This window comes from Rhodanobacter soli (assembly GCF_040548735.1).
GTDB classification, from domain to species: Bacteria; Pseudomonadota; Gammaproteobacteria; order Xanthomonadales; family Rhodanobacteraceae; genus Rhodanobacter; species Rhodanobacter soli_A.
Map to the genome: position 1 here is coordinate 336233 of NZ_JBEPSD010000001.1, position 17309 is coordinate 353541.

Sequence of the window (17309 nt, forward strand, 5' to 3'; positions counted from 1 at the left end):
CGGCAACGAAAAACCCCGGCATCGCCGGGGTTTTTCGATTCAAACGTGTATCAGGCTCACTCGTCGGTGCCTGCCGGCTCGACCTCACTGGAACCGTCGTCACCGGCCGGTGCATCGGCGTCGACGACGCCGGCATCCTCGCCGTTGTCCTCTTCGGCCTCCAGCCGCATCACGCTGACCAGGGTTTCGTCGGCGGGCAAGCGGATCAGGGTGACGCCCTGGGTGTTGCGGCCGAGCTGCGAGACTTCCGCCACGCGCGTGCGCACCAGGGTGCCCTGGTCGGAGATCAGCATCAGCTCGTGCGCCTCGGTGACCTGCACGGCACCGACCAGCGCGCCATTGCGCTCGGAGCACTGGATGCCGATCACGCCTTGGGTACCGCGGCCCTTCTTGGTGAACTCGACCAGTTGGGTACGCTTGCCGTAGCCACGCTCGGTCGCGGTGAGGATGTCACCCTCGGCGGCCACGATCAGCGATACCACATGGGCGTCCTTGGCCAGCTTCATGCCGCGCACGCCGGCGGCGGTGCGGCCCATTGAGCGCACGGTGTTCTCGTCGAAACGATTGACCTTGCCGTTGGAGGCGAACAGTAGGATATCGCTGTTGCCGTCGGTCATTTCGACGTTGACCAGCGCGTCGCCGTCATGCAGCTTGATCGCCAGCTTGCCCTTCTGCAGCTGGAACGCGAACTCGGTCAGCGGGGTCTTCTTGACCGTGCCGTGCCTCGTCGCGAAGAACACGAAGCGATCGTCGGTGTATTCGCGCACCGGCAGCACCGCCTGCACCTTCTCGCCCTCGCCCAGCGGCAGCAGGTTGATGATCGGCTTGCCGCGCGCGCCGGGGCCCGCTTCCGGCATCTGGTAGGCCTTGAGCCAGTAGACGCGGCCGGTGCTGGTGAAGGTCAGCAGGGTGTCGTGCGTATTGACCACCCACAACTGCTCGACAACGTCCTCGTCCTTCAGCGCCGAGGCCGAACGCCCCTTGCCGCCGCGCTTCTGCGCGCGGTACGTGCTGGCCGGCTGGCGCTTGATGTAGCCCGTATGCGACAGCGTGACCACGACGTCTTCCGGCGCGATCAGGTCGAGTACGTTGAGGTCTTCCTGCGAATGCTGGATCTCGGTGCGGCGAGCATCGCCGAACTCGGCCTTGACCGCCTCCAGTTCCTCGCGGATCACTTCCAGCAAACGGTCGGGGTTCTCCAGGATCTCGATCAGGCCGCGGATGGTCTCCAGGATCTGCCGGTATTCGTCGGAAAGCTTCTCCTGCTCCAGCCCGGTCAGGCGGTGCAGCCGCATCGCCAGGATTTCCAGTGCCTGCGCCTCGGACAACTGGTAGCCGTCGGCCTTCAGGCCATCGCGCGGATCCATCTCTTCCGGTCGCGATGCCTCGGCACCCGTGGCCGAAAGCAGCGCACGCACCAGGCCCGCTTCCCAGCGCCGCGCCGTCATGCGCTCGCGCGCCTCGGCCGGCGACGACGAGGTCTTGATCAGCTCGATCATCTCGTCGATGTTGGCCAGCGCGACCGTCAGGCCCTCGAGGATATGCGCGCGGGCGCGTGCTTTGCGCAGTTCGAAGATCGTGCGGCGGGTGACCACTTCGCGACGATGGCGGATGAATGCCTCGAGGATGTCCTTGAGGTTCAGCAGCTTCGGCTGGCCATCCAGCAGCGCCACCATGTTGATGCCGAAGGTGACCTGCAGCTGGGTTTGCTGGAACAGGTTGTTCAGCACCACGTCGCCCATCGCATCCTTGCGGATCTCGATGACGATGCGCATGCCGTCCTTGTCGGACTCGTCACGCAGTTCGCTGATGCCTTCGAGCTTCTTTTCCTTGACCAGCTCGGCGATCTTCTCGATCAGCCGCGCCTTGTTCACCTGGTACGGCAACTCGTGGACGATGATCGTCTCGCGACCGTTCTTCTCGGTCTCGACCTCGGCCTTCGCGCGCACCAGGATGCGGCCGCGGCCGGTGCGATACGCCTCGATGATGCCGGACGAGCCGTTGATGATGCCGTAGGTCGGAAAATCCGGCCCCGGGATGTAGTGCATCAGATCGTCGATCGACAACGACGGCTCGTCGATCAATGCCATCGTCGCCGCAATCACCTCGTTGAGATTGTGCGGTGGGATGTTGGTGGCCATGCCCACTGCGATGCCGGCGGAGCCGTTGATCAGCAGACTGGGTACGCGGGCGGGAAGCACCAGCGGTTCGCGCTCGCTTTCGTCGTAGTTGAAACCGAAGTCGACGGTTTCCTTGTCGATGTCGGCCAGCATCTCGTGGGTGAGGCGCGACATGCGCACCTCGGTGTAACGCATCGCGGCAGCATTGTCGCCATCGACCGAACCGAAGTTGCCCTGGCCGTCGACCAGCATGTAGCGCAGCGAGAACGGCTGGGCCATGCGCACGATCGCGTCGTAGACCGACTGGTCGCCATGCGGATGGTATTTACCGATCACGTCACCGACCACGCGGGCCGACTTCTTGTACGGCTTGTTCCATGCATTGCCCAACTCGTTCATCGCGAACAATACGCGGCGGTGCACGGGTTTCAGGCCATCACGGACATCCGGGAGGGCGCGGCCCACGATCACGCTCATGGCGTAATCGAGATAGCTCTGGCGCATCTCGTCTTCGATGTTGACGCGAATCACTTCTTTGGCGAGCTCTGCCATCAATCGGCTTCCCTGATAACGAAAAAAGGACGCTGGCACCGCGCCTCAAGCGCGTGCGCAAGCGACCCGAAATCAACCCCGTGAGTGTATCACGAACGGCATCAAAAAGACAGGATTTAACTATTAAAAATCAATAACTTACGCAACCGTCCCGGAGCGTTCGAAAAGCATTCCGCGGGCTGTCGAAAAATTGACCAGCGCTGCAGTCGCCGAACCGGCGCCACGGCCAGCGCCGACTACCGGCGCAGCCCCGGAAAGCTCATCAGAATCTGCATGTCGACCAGCAGGCCAGGCGCGCCACCGGCCGCAAAAACGCGACAGTTTCAGCATCCAAACATTGCCTGCATGGCGATGCTGTTCGGTCGCTCGATCACGCCACGCTCGGTGACGATCGCATCGATCAGTTCCGCCGGCGCCACGTCGAACACGGGGTTCCACGCCTGCGCCCCCTCGACCACGGTACGGTGGCCGGCGGTGCTGAGCAACTCGGCCGGATCGCGCAACTCGATCTCGATTTCCTCGCCGCTGCCGGTGGCCATGTCGACGGTGGAGGACGGCGCCACCACCATGAACTTCACGCCGTGGTACTTCGCCGCGATCGCCAGCTGGTAGGTGCCGATCTTGTTCGCGGTATCGCCATTCGCGGCGATGCGGTCGGCGCCCACGATCACCCATTGCACGGCACCGGATTTCATCAGGTGCGCCGCGGCGGAGTCGGCGATCAGCTGGGCCGGGATGCCGTCGCGCACCAGCTCCCACATGGTCAACCGGGCACCTTGCTGCCATGGCCGGGTCTCGCCGGCGTAGACCCGCGCGATGCGCTCCGCCGCGACGCCGGCACGGATCACGCCCAACGCGGTGCCGTAGCCGGCGGTAGCCAGCGAGCCGGTGTTGCAGTGGGTCAGCACGCCCGAGCCGGGGGCGATCAACGCGGCACCCAGCTCGCCCATGCGGCGGTTCGCGGCCAGGTCTTCGTCCTGGATCGCCTGCGCTTCACGCAGCAGCGCGTCGGCGTCGGCGCCGGCCGCGATGCGCTTCTTCATCCGATCCAGCGCCCACATCAGGTTCACTGCGGTGGGCCGCGCCGCGCGCAACGTCGTCAGCACCGGCTCCAGCGGTGTGCCCTGCTGCGCGGCCATCGCCACGCCCCACGCCGCGGCAATGCCGATCGCCGGTGCGCCGCGCACGGCGAGGTCGCGGATCGCCTGGGTCACCTGGGCCGCATCGCGGCAATCGATCCAGCGTTCCGCATTCGGCAGGAGACGCTGATCGAGCAGGCGCAGGTGATCGCCCTGCCATTGCACGGCGCGGATGGAATCGTGGGTTTCGATGGGTGCGCTCATTTATTCATTATCGCCTGCCATGCATGTATTTCACACAACAGGCGAGCGCATGCCAGTGCGCTGTTATGCGCGCTGGCGCAACCACTGATGGATCGCCGGCGGCACCTCGCGCTGGGCACGGCCGGATACGTAGATGCCGATGTGGCCGCCCTTGAACGCAAGCTGGGTGTAGTCGGTGGTGCCAACATGCTTGCCCAGCGCACGCGAGGCATCCGGCGGCACCAGGTGATCCTGCTCGGCGAAAATATTCAGCACCGGCTGGGCGATCATGCCAAGGTCCACCGGCCGGCCACCGATCTCGAGCGTGCCCCTGACCAGCTTGTTGCCCTGGTAGAAATCCTTGATGAACTGGCGGAATGCCTCGCCGGCCTGGTCCGGCGAATCGAAGATCCAGCGCTCCATGCGCAGGAAATTTTCCAGCTCGGCCGGGTTGTCGAGGATGTCGACCATGCCGATGTACTTCTGCTGGTTCAGCCGCAGCGGCTTGAGCGTGAGATAGACGTAGTTCATCAGCCCGGCAGGAATGTTGCCCATGGTGTCGACAAACAGGTCCACGTCCATGCTGCGGCACCAGTGCGACAGCATGTTGTCCGGCGTATGGAAATCCACCGGGGTGACCATGGTGATCAGGTTCTTCACCTTGTCCGGATGCAGCGCGGTGTAGCACAGCGAGAACGCGCCGCCCTGGCAGATGCCGAGCAGGTTGATCGCGTCGAGACCGTGGCGTTCGCGTACCACGTCGACGCAGCGGTCGAGGTAGCCGTTGATGTAGTCGTCCAGGGTCAGCCAACGGTCGGCGCCGTCGGGGTAGCCCCAGTCGATCAGGTAGACATCCTCGCCCTGCTCGAGCAGGTTGCGCACCATCGAACGGTCGGCCTGCAGGTCGGTCATCCACACCGTGTTGACCAGCGCGTAGACGATCAGCAGCGGGGTCTTCGAGGTGGTCCTGCCGTGGCCGGTGAAATGCCACACCTTCAGCTTGTCCTCGCTGTAGACCAGCTCGCGCGGCGTGTTCGCGTACTCGGGCTCGCGCATGCCGCGCAGGTGACCCATGCCGGCGGCGAGCTTGCGCTGGAACGTGGCGATGTCGCCCAGCGCCCTGGCCGGGTCGATGCGCAATGGCGTTTGCATGGCTTGGTCTCCTTACTTGCGCTTGCGTGGGCTGGAGCTGGACCTGGATGCGACGGGTTTGCGTGCCGCCTTCGCCGTCGCCTTCTTCTTTGCGACGACAGCCGAAGGCTTGGCCGGAGCCGCCTTCTTCGCCGCCGGGCCATTGGCCAGCTGGCGTTTCAACGCAGCCAGCTCATGGCGCAACGCCATGATCTCGTCGGCATGATCGGCGGAGGCGCCGGCCCGGCTGGCACGGAATTCGCGGCGCAGGGCCTGCAGCCGTTCGCCGAGACTCGACACTTCGCTGCGCGTCGGCACGCCCAGTTGCTGGCAAAGCTGTTCGGTCTGCTGTTGCTGCAACTGGCGCACGCGCATCTGCGTATTGACCATCTCGCCGTAGACCTCGCGGAACTCGTCGGACAGCGCGATCTCGGCATAGGCTTCCTCCGAGGCGTCCACCCACAGGTCGTACAGCCCCTTCAGCGAATCGATCTGGCGGCCCGGTTCGGCATGCTGGGCCAGTTTGTCCTGCAGGCGCTGCATGCCCTGCGTGTTGGCGCGCTGGATCAGTTCCTGGTAGCGCGCGGATGCCTGCATCGCCTCCAGCAACGCCGTGGCCAGGGCCTGCTGCTGCATCTGCTGCTCGCGGTTCAGGCCAAACGCCGGCGTCGGCCCGTGCGTGCCCGGCAGGTCACCGAAACCGCTGTGCTGGGCTGCCTGCATCCACGATTGCCATTGCCGCGCGAAGCCTTCCGCACCGGCACTGTCGATCCCGCCAAACGCCTGCGCAAACGGCTGGCTGGCGCCGCCGAACATCTGCTGCAACTGCTGGCGCCAGTCGGCGGCCGGCTGTTGGGCTGCGCCGCCAGCGGCGGCCGCCTGCATCCAGTCGAAGTACCCCTTCAAGCCTGCCAGCGTGCGTTCCAGCGTGTCGTTGCCCGCGGCTGGCGCCGGTGGTGGTGCGAACGGATTCGCCGCGGGTTGCTGCTGGAACTGGCGCGCCCAGGCATCCCACGACTGCTGTGCCAGCGCCTGGTAATCCCTGATGAAATCATTTGCCGGGTCGGCCATCGGTGCATCCTCGTGCAAGGTCCATCCATCCTAGCAAAAGCGTGTTGCACAAAATCGCCGGCGCCGGAACGCACAAGGCCCGGCATGGGCCGGGCCTTGTGGAATCGCCTTGTCCGGAAACTCAGACGCCGGCGCGCTCTTCCTCGGTCACGGCCTTCATCGACAGGCGGATACGGCCCTGCTTGTCCACTTCGAGCACCTTGACCTTGACGATGTCGCCTTCCTTCAGCTTGTCGGAGACCTTCTCGACGCGCTCGTCGGAGATCTGCGACACGTGCACCAGACCATCCTTGCCCGGCATGATCGTGACGAACGCGCCGAAGTCCATCAGCTTGGCGACCTTGCCCTCGTAGATGCGGCCCGGCTCGACGTCGGAAACGATCTGCTCGATGCGCTTCTTCGCCGCCTCGCCCGCCTCGCGATTGACCGAGCCGACGATGATGGTGCCGTCGTCGCTGATGTCGATCGTGGTGCCGGTCTCTTCGGTGATCGAGCGGATCGTGGCGCCGCCCTTGCCGATCACTTCGCGGATCTTGTCCGGGTGGATCTTGATGGTGATCAGGCGCGGGGCGTACTCGCTCATTTCCGAGCGGGCCGTGGACAGCGCCTTGTTCATCTCGCCGAGGATGTGCAGGCGGCCACGCTTGGCCTGCTCCAGCGCCACCTTCATGATCTCTTCGGTGATGCCGTCGATCTTGATGTCCATCTGCAGCGCGGAGATGCCGTCGGCGCTACCGGCCACCTTGAAATCCATGTCGCCGAGGTGATCCTCGTCGCCCAGGATGTCGGACAGCACGACGAAGTCGCTGCCTTCCTTGACCAGGCCCATCGCGATGCCGGCCACCGGCGCCTTCAGCGGTACGCCGGCATCCATCATCGCCAACGAGGAACCGCACACCGAAGCCATCGACGAGGAGCCGTTGGACTCGGTGATTTCCGAGACCACGCGCAGCACGTACGGGAATTCCTCGATCGTCGGCTTGACCGCCTGCACGCCGCGCTTGGCGAGGCGGCCGTGGCCGATCTCGCGACGCTTCGGCGCGCCGAAACGGCCGGCCTCGCCCACCGAGAACGGCGGGAAGTTGTAGTGGAACAGGAACGGATCCTTCGACTCGCCACCGGGCGCGTCGATGATCTGCGCGTCGCGCGTGGTGCCCAGCGTGACGACGACCAGGGCCTGCGTCTCGCCGCGGGTGAACAGCGCCGACCCGTGGGTACGCGGCAGCACGCCGACGCGGGCGGTGATCGCGCGCACGTCGTCCAGCTGGCGGCCGTCGATGCGCACCTTGGTCTTCAGCACGCTGTCGCGCATGGTGTGGTATTCGAGTTCCTCGAATTCCTTGGCCATCGCGGCGGACGACCAGCCGTTCTCTTCGGCCTGCGCCTTGAGCCCGGCGAGCACGTCGGCCTTGATCGCGGAGATCGCGTCGCGACGCTCCAGCTTGTCGCGCACCTGGAACGCGGCTGCCAGCTGATCGCCGACCGCGCCCTTGACGGCAGCGACCAGCGACTCGTTGCGGGCCGGTGCCTTCCAGTCCCACGACGGCTTGCCGGCCTCGGTGGCCAGTTCGGCGATCGCGCGGATCGCGGTCTGCATCTGCTGGTGGCCGAACATCACCGCGCCGAGCATCACGTCCTCGGACAGCAGCTGCGCTTCGGATTCCACCATCAGCACCGCGCCGGCGGTACCGGCAACGACCAGGTCCAGCTGGGAGGTCTTCAGTTCGGTGGCCGACGGGTTCAACAGGTACTTGCCGTTGGCGTAACCGACGCGGGCGGCGCCGATCGGACCCTTGAACGGGATACCGGCCAGGCTCAACGCGGCGGAGGCGCCGAGCAGTGCCACGATGTCGCCGTCAACCTCGGGGTTCAGCGAAACGACCTGGGCGATGACCTGCACTTCGTTCTTGAAGTCGTCCGGGAACAGCGGGCGCACCGGGCGATCGATCAGGCGCGAGGTCAGCGTCTCCTTCTCGGTCGGACGGCCTTCGCGCTTGAAGAAGCCACCCGGGATGCGGCCGGCGGAGTAGAACTTCTCGACGTAGTCGACCGTGAGCGGGAAGAAATCCTGGCCTTCCTTCTGCTTGGTCGCGGCGACGGCGGTGACCAGCACCACGGTGCCGCCCATGCTGGCCATGACCGCACCGGATGCCTGGCGGGCAATTTCGCCCGTCTCCAGTGTGACTTCGTGATTACCGTACTGGAATGACTTGGTTACTTTTGCCACGTGCTTAATTCCTGCTCTGATTGAGAAGTGCGCCCACGGATGGGCGCCTCTTGATCTTTGCGTTCATGGACGAACGCACGCGAATTACCGACGCAGGCCGAGGCGTTCGATCAGGGTCTGGTAACGCGCAAGATCGCGATCCTTCAGATAGCTGAGCAGGCGCTTGCGCTGGTTGACCAGCTTCAGCAGGCCACGACGGGAGTGGTGGTCCTGCTTGTGTTCCTTGAAGTGGCCGGTGAGGTGGTCGATGCGGGCGGACAGCAACGCCACCTGGACTTCGGTCGAACCGGTATCGTTCGGCACGCGGCCGAAATCAGCGATGATCTTGCCGGTTTGTTCTGCGGTAAGAGACATGAGGTATACGTTTCCTTGAAAGGCGATGCGAAGCTTGCGCTTGCATCATCGTGATGACGCAAGCGCAAGCTTCGCCTAGTTGAGTGAAAGCTTTGAAATAACTTGTCTATTCTACTGATGGGAGCGGTGTTTCAACAAGAGCGGAACGGCGTTCCGGGCAAATCGGTCAGTCCGGCGGCAGGTTGAAGCCACGCAGGATGCGCGCGCGTCCTTCGGCATCCGGTTCCAGCAGCGCCAGCAACGCGCCATCGCTGGCATACGCCGCGCAGCGCCCTGCCTCCCGCAAACCCGGCAAGTCAATCTGCTGGCCGCGCGAAATGGCCCTGCTCTGCGTCTCATCGAGCCGCAATACCGGAAGATCGGACAATCCGGCCGATACCGGCAGCAACCACGCCAGCAGCGCCTCGTCACCCTGCTCCGCCGCCTGCTGCAGCTGTTCCAGAGTCACCATTTGCGGCTCGCGGAACGGCTCCACCCAGATCCGGCGCAGTGCGGTCAGGTGGGCGCCGCAACCGAGATCCTCGCCCAGATCCACCGCCAGCGAACGGACGTAGGTGCCGGAGCCGCATTCCACCAGCAACTGCAGCGTGTCGCCGGCGCGCGCCAGCAGCTCGAACCGATACACCTCCACTTCGCGCGGCGGCACCTCCACGATTTCGCCACGGCGCGCCTTGGCATACAACCGTTCGCCGCCCTGCTTCAGCGCGGAATACATCGGCGGCACCTGCAGGATGCGGCCGCGCAATTTGGCCAGAGCCGTCTCGATCGCGGCATCGTCGAGCCTCGGCACCGGGCGTTGCTGAACGACCACGCCCTCGCTGTCGGCGGTATCGGTGGTGATGCCGAGCCGGCATTCGGCCAGGTAGGCCTTGCGTGCGCCCAGCAGGCTGCCGGCCAGCTTGGTCGCTTCGCCGAAACACAACGGCAGCAGGCCGGTAGCCAGCGGATCGAGCGCCCCGGTATGGCCGCCCTTGGACGCGCGCAGCAACTGGCGCACGGCCTGCAGCGCCTGGTTGGAACTCAGGCCCGGCGGCTTGTCGAGCAACACGATGCCGTGCAGGTCACGGAACTGGATGCGCGGCGGACGATTCATCGGGTCGGTGGCGCCCAAGGCTTGCGGTTCAATCCTGCTTGTCGCCATCCGGCGGCGTCAGGTCGCGCGTCTGCTGGCGCAGCAGCGATTCGATGCGCTCGCCCTTGTCGACCGAGTCGTCGTACTTGAACTTCAGCTCCGGCACCCGGCGCATGCGCATGCCGCTGTGCGCCAGCGCATGGCGGATCTCGTGGCCCATCTCGTTCAACGCCTTCACCGCGGGAAGCCCCTGCTCGGGCATCAGCGCAGTGACCCACACCGTGGCCCAATCCAGGTCACGGGTGATCTCCACGTCCGACACGCTGACCGACGGCAGGCCGTGATCGCGCACCGCCGCATGCACCAGCAAGCCAAGCTCGCGGCGCAGCTCGGCACCGATGCGGTCAGTACGTTTGAAATCACGGGAGGGCATGGGGAAAAAAACCTGAGTAGTGAGTGAAGAGGAGTGAGAAAAGAGAGCGCGCGTTTGCGCTTTTCTCATTTCTCACTCCTGCACACTCGTTTCTGCTTTACAGCGTGCGCGCCACTTCGGTGCGTTCGAAGCACTCGATCTGGTCGCCCGGCTTGACGTCGTTGTACTGCTTCACGGCGATGCCGCATTCCATGCCGTTGCGCACTTCGTCGACGAGGTCCTTGAAGCGACGCAGCGACTCCAGCTCGCCTTCGAAGATCACCACGTGGTCGCGCAGCACGCGGATCGGCTTGCTGCGCTTGACCACGCCTTCGGTGACCATGCAACCGGCCACGGCACCGAACTTCGAGCTGCGGAACACGTCGCGCACTTCGGCAGTGCCGATGATGTCCTCGCGCACTTCCATGCCGAGCAGGCCGGTGGCCGCCTGGGTAACCTGATCGATCACGTCGTAGATGATCGAGAAGTAGCGCACGTCCAGGCCATTCGTCTCGATCACCTTGCGCGCCGAGGCATCGGCGCGCACGTTGAAGCCGATGATCAGCGCCTTCGAGGCCGCCGCCAGGGTGGCGTCGGATTCGTTGATGCCGCCGACGCCGGACGAGACCACGTTGACACGGACCCGCTCGTTGCCGATCTGGGTCAGCGACTCGCGCAGCGCCTCGACCGAACCCTGCACGTCGCCCTTGACCAGGATGTTGAGCGTCTGCTGCTCCACGCCCTGACCCATCTTGGCGATGATGTCCTCGAGCCGGTTGCTCTTGCTGACCATGCGCGTTTCGCGGCGCTTGAGCTCACGCTCCTGCGCCACCTCGCGGGCCAGGCGCTCGTCCTCGACGCAGACGAAGTCATCGCCGGTCTCCGGCACGCCGGACAAGCCGAGCACCTGCACCGGAATCGACGGGCCGGCTTCGGTCACCTGCTTGCCGGTTTCGTCGATCAACGCGCGCATGCGGCCGTATTCGACACCGCAGACCACGAAGTCGCCCTTGCGCAGCGTGCCCTGCTGCACCAGGACGGTGGCCACCGGGCCGCGACCACGATCCAGGCTGGATTCGATCACCACGCCGGAGGCGCGGCCATCGGCCACCGCCTTCAATTCCATGACTTCGGCCTGCACGGAGATCGCATCGAGCAGATCCTCGATGCCCGCGCCGGTCTTGGCCGACACCGGGATGAACTGGACGTCGCCGCCCCAGTCTTCCGGCACCACTTCGTACTGCACCAGACCCTGCTTGACGTTGTCCGGGTTGGCGCCGTCCTTGTCCATCTTGTTGACCGCGACGATCAGCGGCACCTTGGCGGCACGCGCATGTTTCACCGCCTCCACCGTCTGCGGCATCACGCCGTCATCGGCGGCCACCACCAGGATCACGATGTCGGTCGACTGCGCGCCACGGGCACGCATCGAGGTGAATGCCGCGTGGCCTGGCGTATCCAGGAACGTGATCACGCCCTTCGACGTCTGCACGTGGTACGCGCCGATATGCTGGGTGATGCCGCCGGCTTCGCCGGAAGCGACCTTGGTACGGCGGATGTAGTCGAGCAGCGAGGTCTTGCCGTGATCGACGTGACCCATGATCGTCACCACCGGCGGACGCGTGACCTTCTCGCCCTCCAGTTCGACGTTCTGGGTGTGTGCCGCCAGCGTTTCCTCGGCGTTGTTCTGGTTGTCGGCGATCGGCGTGTGGCCGAGTTCCTCGACCACCAGCACCGCGGTGTCATGATCGACGGTCTGGTTGATGGTCGCCATCACGCCCATCTTGAACAGTGCCTTGACCACCTCGGAGCCCTTGACCGCCATCTTCTGGGCCAGCTCGGCGACGACGTTGGTGTCGCCCACGACCACTTCGCGCACCACCGGCGCGGTAGGCCGCGAGAAACCATGCGGACCGGTCGGCGCGCTGCTGCCGCCGCGCGACAGCTCGCGACCGCCACTGCGGCCCGGCTTGCTGCGCTTGCTGCTGCTGGAGGAGCGGCGGGCCCGGTCGGCCTCGCTCAGGTGCATCTGGCCACCGGCGAAACGCTTGCCGGCGCTGTCGCGGTCTTCCTTGCCGCCGACGCTGTCGTTGCGTTCACGGGAATGCTTGGGCTTGCCGCGGCTGGCGTCGCCAGCGGCAGCCGGGGCGGCCGGGGCGCCGGCCACCGCAACACGGGCCGCCGGAGCGGCAGCCGGAGCGGGAGCGGGAGCCGGTGCCGGCTTGACCAGCTTTTCACGTTTGCGCGGCTCATGGATGCGCGGCAGGATCATGCCCAGGTCGCGCTGGTCCATGCGCTGTACGGTTCCTGCTGCGTCATCGCTGGCAGCCCCGGATATCGCGTCGTCCGCCGATTCCGGCGTCGCCTCGACGTGCTCGGCCGCGGCTGGCCCGGCGGGACCGGCCACTTCGACCTCACGCTGTTCCTTTTCGGCCTTCTGCTGCTGCTCGTCCAGGGCGCGCTGCTGCGCTTCCGCCTGGCGGCGCTGCTCGGCCTCGACCCGCTCGCGCTCTTCCTGCTCGCGTTGCTGCTGCGATTCCTGCAGCTTACGCACGGCATCCTCGCGCTCGGGCTCGGCGCTGGCTTCCTCGGCGATCACGCTGCGCTTGACGTAGGTGCGCTTGGCGCGCACCTCGACATTGACCGTCTTGGCCGCCCCCGTGGCGCCGCGGCCACCCGGCGCGGCCACCTTCAGTTCACCGACCGTGCGGCGCTTCAAGGTGATCTGGCGTGGCGCGCTGTCCTCTACCTCGGCAGCAGCCTCGCTCTTGCCGTGCGTGCGGCGCAGGAAGCCAAGCAGCTTCACCTTCTCGGTGCTGCTGATGACCTGCTCCTGGTCGGAGAATTTCATGCCCGCTTCGCCAAGCTGCGTCAGCAGCTTGTCGACCGGCAGGCCCAGTACCTGGGCGAGTTGTTTGATTGTGACGTCCGACATCGTGTTCTTTGCTCCGCCGTTCCCGCGCTTATCATCTTGTGCGGCGTTATCTGCGCCGCCACCTCCATCCGTGGTGAAAGGCTTCCCGGAAGCCTTTCTCGGCACACCCTTCCAGGGTGCCGCCGTCCGCGGTTAGCCGCCTTTCTCCAGTCGCGCGATCATCGGTGCACGCGCGGCCATGATCAGTGCTGCGGCACGTTCTTCGTCCATGCCCTCGATATCGATCAGGTCGTCCACTGCCAGGTCGGCCAGGTCGTCGACCGTGGTCACCGCGCGCGCGGCCAATACATAGGCCGTCGCCTCGTCCATGCCTTCCAGCGCCAGCAGCTCTTCGGAAGGCTGATGGTCGTCGACGCCCTCCTCCACCGCCAGTGCCTCGGTCAGCAGCGCGTCGCGGGCACGGGCGCGCAGTTCCTCGACGATGTCCTCGTCGAAGCCCTCCACCGCCAGCAGTTCGGCGCTGGGCACATAGGCGATTTCCTCGATGCTGGAGAAGCCTTCCTGCACGAGGATAACGGCAATCTCCTGATCCACCTCCAGCTTGTCCATGAACAGTTGGCGCGCGGCCTCCTGCTCGGACTCGCTCTTGGCGGTGACCTGGTCCTGGGTCATCACGTTGAGCTGCCAGCCGGTCAGCTTGCTGGCAAGGCGCACGTTCTGGCCGCCCCGGCCGATCGCCTGGGACAGCTTGTCCTCGGCCACCGCGATGTCCATCGAGTGCTTTTCCTCGTCCATGATGATGGACTGCACTTCCGCCGGCGCCATCGCGTTGATGACGTACTGCGCCTGGTTCTCATGCCACAGGATGATGTCGACGCGCTCGCCGTTGAGATCGTTGGAGACCGCCTGCACGCGCGAACCGCGCATGCCGATGCAGGCGCCGATCGGATCGGTGCGGCTGTCATGGGCCAGCACGGCGATCTTGGCACGATCACCCGGATCGCGGGCGCAGCCCTTGATCTCGACCAGGCCCTGGCCGACTTCCGGCACTTCCAGCTTGAACAGTTCGATCATGAATTCCGGCGCGGCGCGCGACACGAACAGCTGCGGGCCGCGAGCCTCGGAACGCACTTCGTAGAGGTAGCCGCGCACGCGGTCGCCGACGCGGGCCGATTCGCGCGGAATCGTCTTGTCGCGGGGGATGAACGCTTCGGCGTTGCTGCCCAGGTCGAGGTAGATGTTGCCGCGCTCGACGCGCTTGACGATGCCGGTGACCAGCTCGCCCACGCGGTCGGCGAACGCGTCGACCACCTGCTGGCGCTCTGCCTCGCGCACGCGCTGCACGATCACCTGCTTGGCGGCCTGCGCGGCGATGCGGCCGAATTCGGCGTTCTCGATCTGCTGCTCGATGTACTCGCCCACCTTGGCGTCGGCGCGCTCGTCCAGCGCGTCCATCAGGCGCAACTGGTACGACGGCGACTCCATCTCGCCGTCGTCGGCGATGATTTCCCAGCGACGGAACGTCTCGTACTCGCCGGTGTTGTGGTCGATCGACACGCGGATGTCGGGCTCCTCGTCCGGGTAGCGCTTCTTCGCGGCCGAGGCCAGCGCGGCCTCCATCGCCTCGAAAATCACTTCCAGCGGCACGCCCTTTTCATTGGCAACCGCGTCGACGACCAGCAAAAGTTCTTTGCTCATTGCTGCAACTCCGTAGGTATCCCGTCCGGATACCGATGGTTAAATTGTTGCGTTCATCCCGGAACACAAAATTTGGAACACGGCCATGGATGGCCGCACTGATTACTTCTTGCCGGGCGTCTTGCCGCCGCGCTTGGGCTGCGGCGCGTAACCGAGCGCCACCCAGTCCGGCACCACACGCGCACTTTCCACCAGCGCGTGATCGAATTCGAATGTCTTGCCTTCGGCTTCCAGCACGATGCGCCCGCCTTCCGCCGAGACCAGCTTGCCGCGCAGGCGACGGCGACCTTCCAGCGGCGCCTTCAGCAACAATTTCACTTCCTGCCCGCTGGCCCGCGCAAACTGTGCGGCGGTGAACAGCGGCCGATCCAGGCCCGGCGAGGAAACTTCCAGCACGTAATGGCCGGGGATCGGATCCTCGACGTCCAGCAAGGCGGACAGTTCGCGGCTGGCGGCTTCGCAATCCTCGATGCCGACCTCGCGACGTTCGCCGTCGCCCGTTTCCTTGTCCAGCAAATCCAGGTAGACGCGCAGGGTACTCTGCCCGTGCGACGGGGTGAACTCCACGCCGAGGCATTCCAGGCCCAGATCGGCCAGTACCTCGCTGAAGCGTTGTGCCAGTGCCTGTGTATCCATGGGTAGCCTTCCCAGATCACTCTTTCAGAACAGCAGAAACAAAAAATGGGCTCCAACGGCCCATTTCCCTATCTCGCCGATGTTCCTCCTCCTCAAGCAGCTCTTTCCGGCGCGCGCAGCCACCAACGGCAGCCCGGCACGACGCATCCTTGCGCCCAACAAAAAAGCCTCACGAGGAGGCTTTCTTGCATCAAGAAAGATCTGGTAGCGGGGGCAGGATTCGAACCTGCGACCTTCGGGTTATGAGCCCGACGAGCTGCCAGACTGCTCCACCCCGCATCAGAGTCTGAAGAGTTTACCTAGGTGGCCGGTTTCTTGCAAGCGTCAGCTAAGTTTCCGTTGAACGTGAACGCATTCGGCACCAGGCACCGATCTATAGCCCGAACGCACGCCGGCACCAGCCCAGCAGCGGGCCCCAGTACAGGCCCAGCACCAGCAGCGACAATGCGTTCAGCGACAGCACCACGCGCAGCGGCCGATCCGACTGCACCTGCAGCACGCTGCCTTCGACCGGCTTGTCGAAATACATCACCTTGACCACGTACAGGTAGTAGTACAGCCCGATGATGGCGAACACGATGCCGACGATGGCCAGCCACAGCATGTCCGCGTGGATCGCCGCCTCCAGCACCAGCACCTTGGCCCAGAAACCGAACAGCGGCGGCACGCCGGCCAGCGAGAACATCGCCAGCAGCATCAGGAACGCCATCCACGGCGACTTCTGGTTGAGCCCCTTCAGGTCGGCGATTTCCTCGCACTCGAAACCCGCCCGGCTCAGCGCCAGCATCACGCCGAACGCGGCCACGCCCATCAGCGCGTAGCAGATCGCGTAGAACATCGCCGCGGCATAACCTTCCGGGCCGGCGGCGGAAAGGCCGAGCAGCAGGTAGCCCATGTGCGAGATGGTCGAATACGCCAGCATGCGCTTGAGGTTGGTCTGCACGATCGCGACCAGGTTGCCGATCGCCAGCGAAGCCACCGCCAGCACCGCCAGCATCAGCTGCCAATGCTGCGACAGGTCGCCCATGCCGGCATCGAGCAGGCGATAGGCCATGCCGAACGCCGCCAGCTTCGAACCCGAGGCAATGAAGGTGGTGACCGGGGTGGGCGCGCCTTGGTAGACGTCGGGAATCCACATGTGGAACGGTGCCGCGCCCAGCTTGAAGCCGATGCCCACGATCATGAAGATCAGGCCGAACAGCAGCAGGGTCGGCGCCGTGGTGTAACTCATCACGTTGTGCAACTGCGCCAGGTCCAGGGACGGCGTGCCGCCCATGCCGGAAGCGCCGTAGACCATCGACATGCCGTACAGCAGCATGCCCGAGGCCAGCGCACCCAGCACGAAGTACTTGATCGCCGCTTCCGGCGGCAGTTTCGCATCGCGATTCAGCGCAACCAGCGCGTACGACGACAGCGACAGCAGCTCCAGCCCCAGGTACACGGTCACCAGGTTGCCGGCCGAGACCAGCAGCATGATGCCGATCACCGCAAAGATCATCAGCGTGTAGAACTCGCCGCCGAGCAGCTTGCGGTCGATCAGGTACGGGCGCGCGTAGACGAACACCATGGCGGTGGTGCCCAGCGCGAACACCTTGAGGATCTCGGCAACGTCGTCGCGCACGAACATGCTGCCGAACGCGGTCACCGCCTGCGGCGGCTGGCCGGCGACCACCAGGTAGATCGCCACCAGCAGCACGGCGATCGAGATCCAGTGCAGCCAGGGGCGCTGCGCCGGCCTCATGAAGGCGTCAGCGAGCAACAGCAGGCACGCGGCCCCCACCAAATAGAACTCCGGCAGCAGGATCAGGATGTCATTGAAAGTCGGCATGTCGGGTCCCG

12 protein-coding genes and 1 tRNA gene are annotated in these 17309 nt (G+C 65.2%); all 13 read right to left on the minus strand.

What is annotated here, in order from left to right; genetic code table 11:
- Window positions 1–56: 56 nt before the first annotated feature.
- Complete coding sequence (gene gyrA / locus ABIE04_RS01530; RefSeq protein WP_354546830.1) at window positions 57–2672, minus strand: DNA gyrase subunit A; 2616 nt, start codon at window positions 2670–2672, stop codon at window positions 57–59.
- A gap of 323 nt (window positions 2673–2995) precedes the next feature.
- A complete protein-coding gene (gene mtnA / locus ABIE04_RS01535) occupies window positions 2996–4015 on the minus strand; it encodes an S-methyl-5-thioribose-1-phosphate isomerase (protein WP_354546831.1) in 1020 nt (339 codons plus the stop codon).
- Between the two features lie 63 nt (window positions 4016–4078).
- Window positions 4079–5146, minus strand: a complete 1068-nt coding sequence (locus ABIE04_RS01540) for a class III poly(R)-hydroxyalkanoic acid synthase subunit PhaC (protein WP_354546832.1) — start codon at window positions 5144–5146, stop codon at window positions 4079–4081.
- A gap of 12 nt (window positions 5147–5158) precedes the next feature.
- Window positions 5159–6196, minus strand: coding sequence for a poly(R)-hydroxyalkanoic acid synthase subunit PhaE (locus ABIE04_RS01545; protein WP_354546833.1), 1038 nt, complete (start codon window positions 6194–6196; stop codon window positions 5159–5161).
- Window positions 6197–6317: 121 nt separating this feature from the next.
- Window positions 6318–8423 carry a polyribonucleotide nucleotidyltransferase gene (gene pnp, locus ABIE04_RS01550; protein WP_354546834.1) on the minus strand — a complete coding sequence of 702 codons (2106 nt, stop codon included), beginning with the start codon at window positions 8421–8423 and terminating at the stop codon, window positions 6318–6320.
- A gap of 84 nt (window positions 8424–8507) precedes the next feature.
- The gene (gene rpsO / locus ABIE04_RS01555) at window positions 8508–8777 is read right to left on the minus strand and encodes a 30S ribosomal protein S15 (protein ID WP_007513234.1); all 270 of its coding nucleotides are present in this window, start codon (window positions 8775–8777) and stop codon (window positions 8508–8510) included.
- Between the two features lie 166 nt (window positions 8778–8943).
- Complete coding sequence (truB, locus tag ABIE04_RS01560) at window positions 8944–9870, minus strand: tRNA pseudouridine(55) synthase TruB (RefSeq protein WP_354549748.1); 927 nt, start codon at window positions 9868–9870, stop codon at window positions 8944–8946.
- A 28-nt stretch (window positions 9871–9898) separates the two neighbouring features.
- Window positions 9899–10282, minus strand: coding sequence for a 30S ribosome-binding factor RbfA (gene rbfA / locus ABIE04_RS01565; RefSeq protein ID WP_354546835.1), 384 nt, complete (start codon window positions 10280–10282; stop codon window positions 9899–9901).
- Window positions 10283–10379: 97 nt separating this feature from the next.
- Window positions 10380–13196 carry a translation initiation factor IF-2 gene (gene infB, locus ABIE04_RS01570; RefSeq protein WP_354546836.1) on the minus strand — a complete coding sequence of 939 codons (2817 nt, stop codon included), beginning with the start codon at window positions 13194–13196 and terminating at the stop codon, window positions 10380–10382.
- Between the two features lie 132 nt (window positions 13197–13328).
- Window positions 13329–14834 carry a transcription termination factor NusA gene (nusA, locus tag ABIE04_RS01575; RefSeq protein ID WP_214554738.1) on the minus strand — a complete coding sequence of 502 codons (1506 nt, stop codon included), beginning with the start codon at window positions 14832–14834 and terminating at the stop codon, window positions 13329–13331.
- Window positions 14835–14936: 102 nt separating this feature from the next.
- On the minus strand, window positions 14937–15470 hold the full coding sequence (rimP, locus tag ABIE04_RS01580; RefSeq protein ID WP_354546837.1) for a ribosome maturation factor RimP: 534 nt from the start codon (window positions 15468–15470) through the stop codon (window positions 14937–14939).
- 202 nt (window positions 15471–15672) lie between these two features.
- Window positions 15673–15749 (minus strand) — tRNA-Met (locus ABIE04_RS01585).
- A 94-nt stretch (window positions 15750–15843) separates the two neighbouring features.
- Window positions 15844–17298 carry an NADH-quinone oxidoreductase subunit NuoN gene (gene nuoN, locus ABIE04_RS01590; protein WP_354546838.1) on the minus strand — a complete coding sequence of 485 codons (1455 nt, stop codon included), beginning with the start codon at window positions 17296–17298 and terminating at the stop codon, window positions 15844–15846.
- Window positions 17299–17309 lie beyond the last annotated feature (11 nt).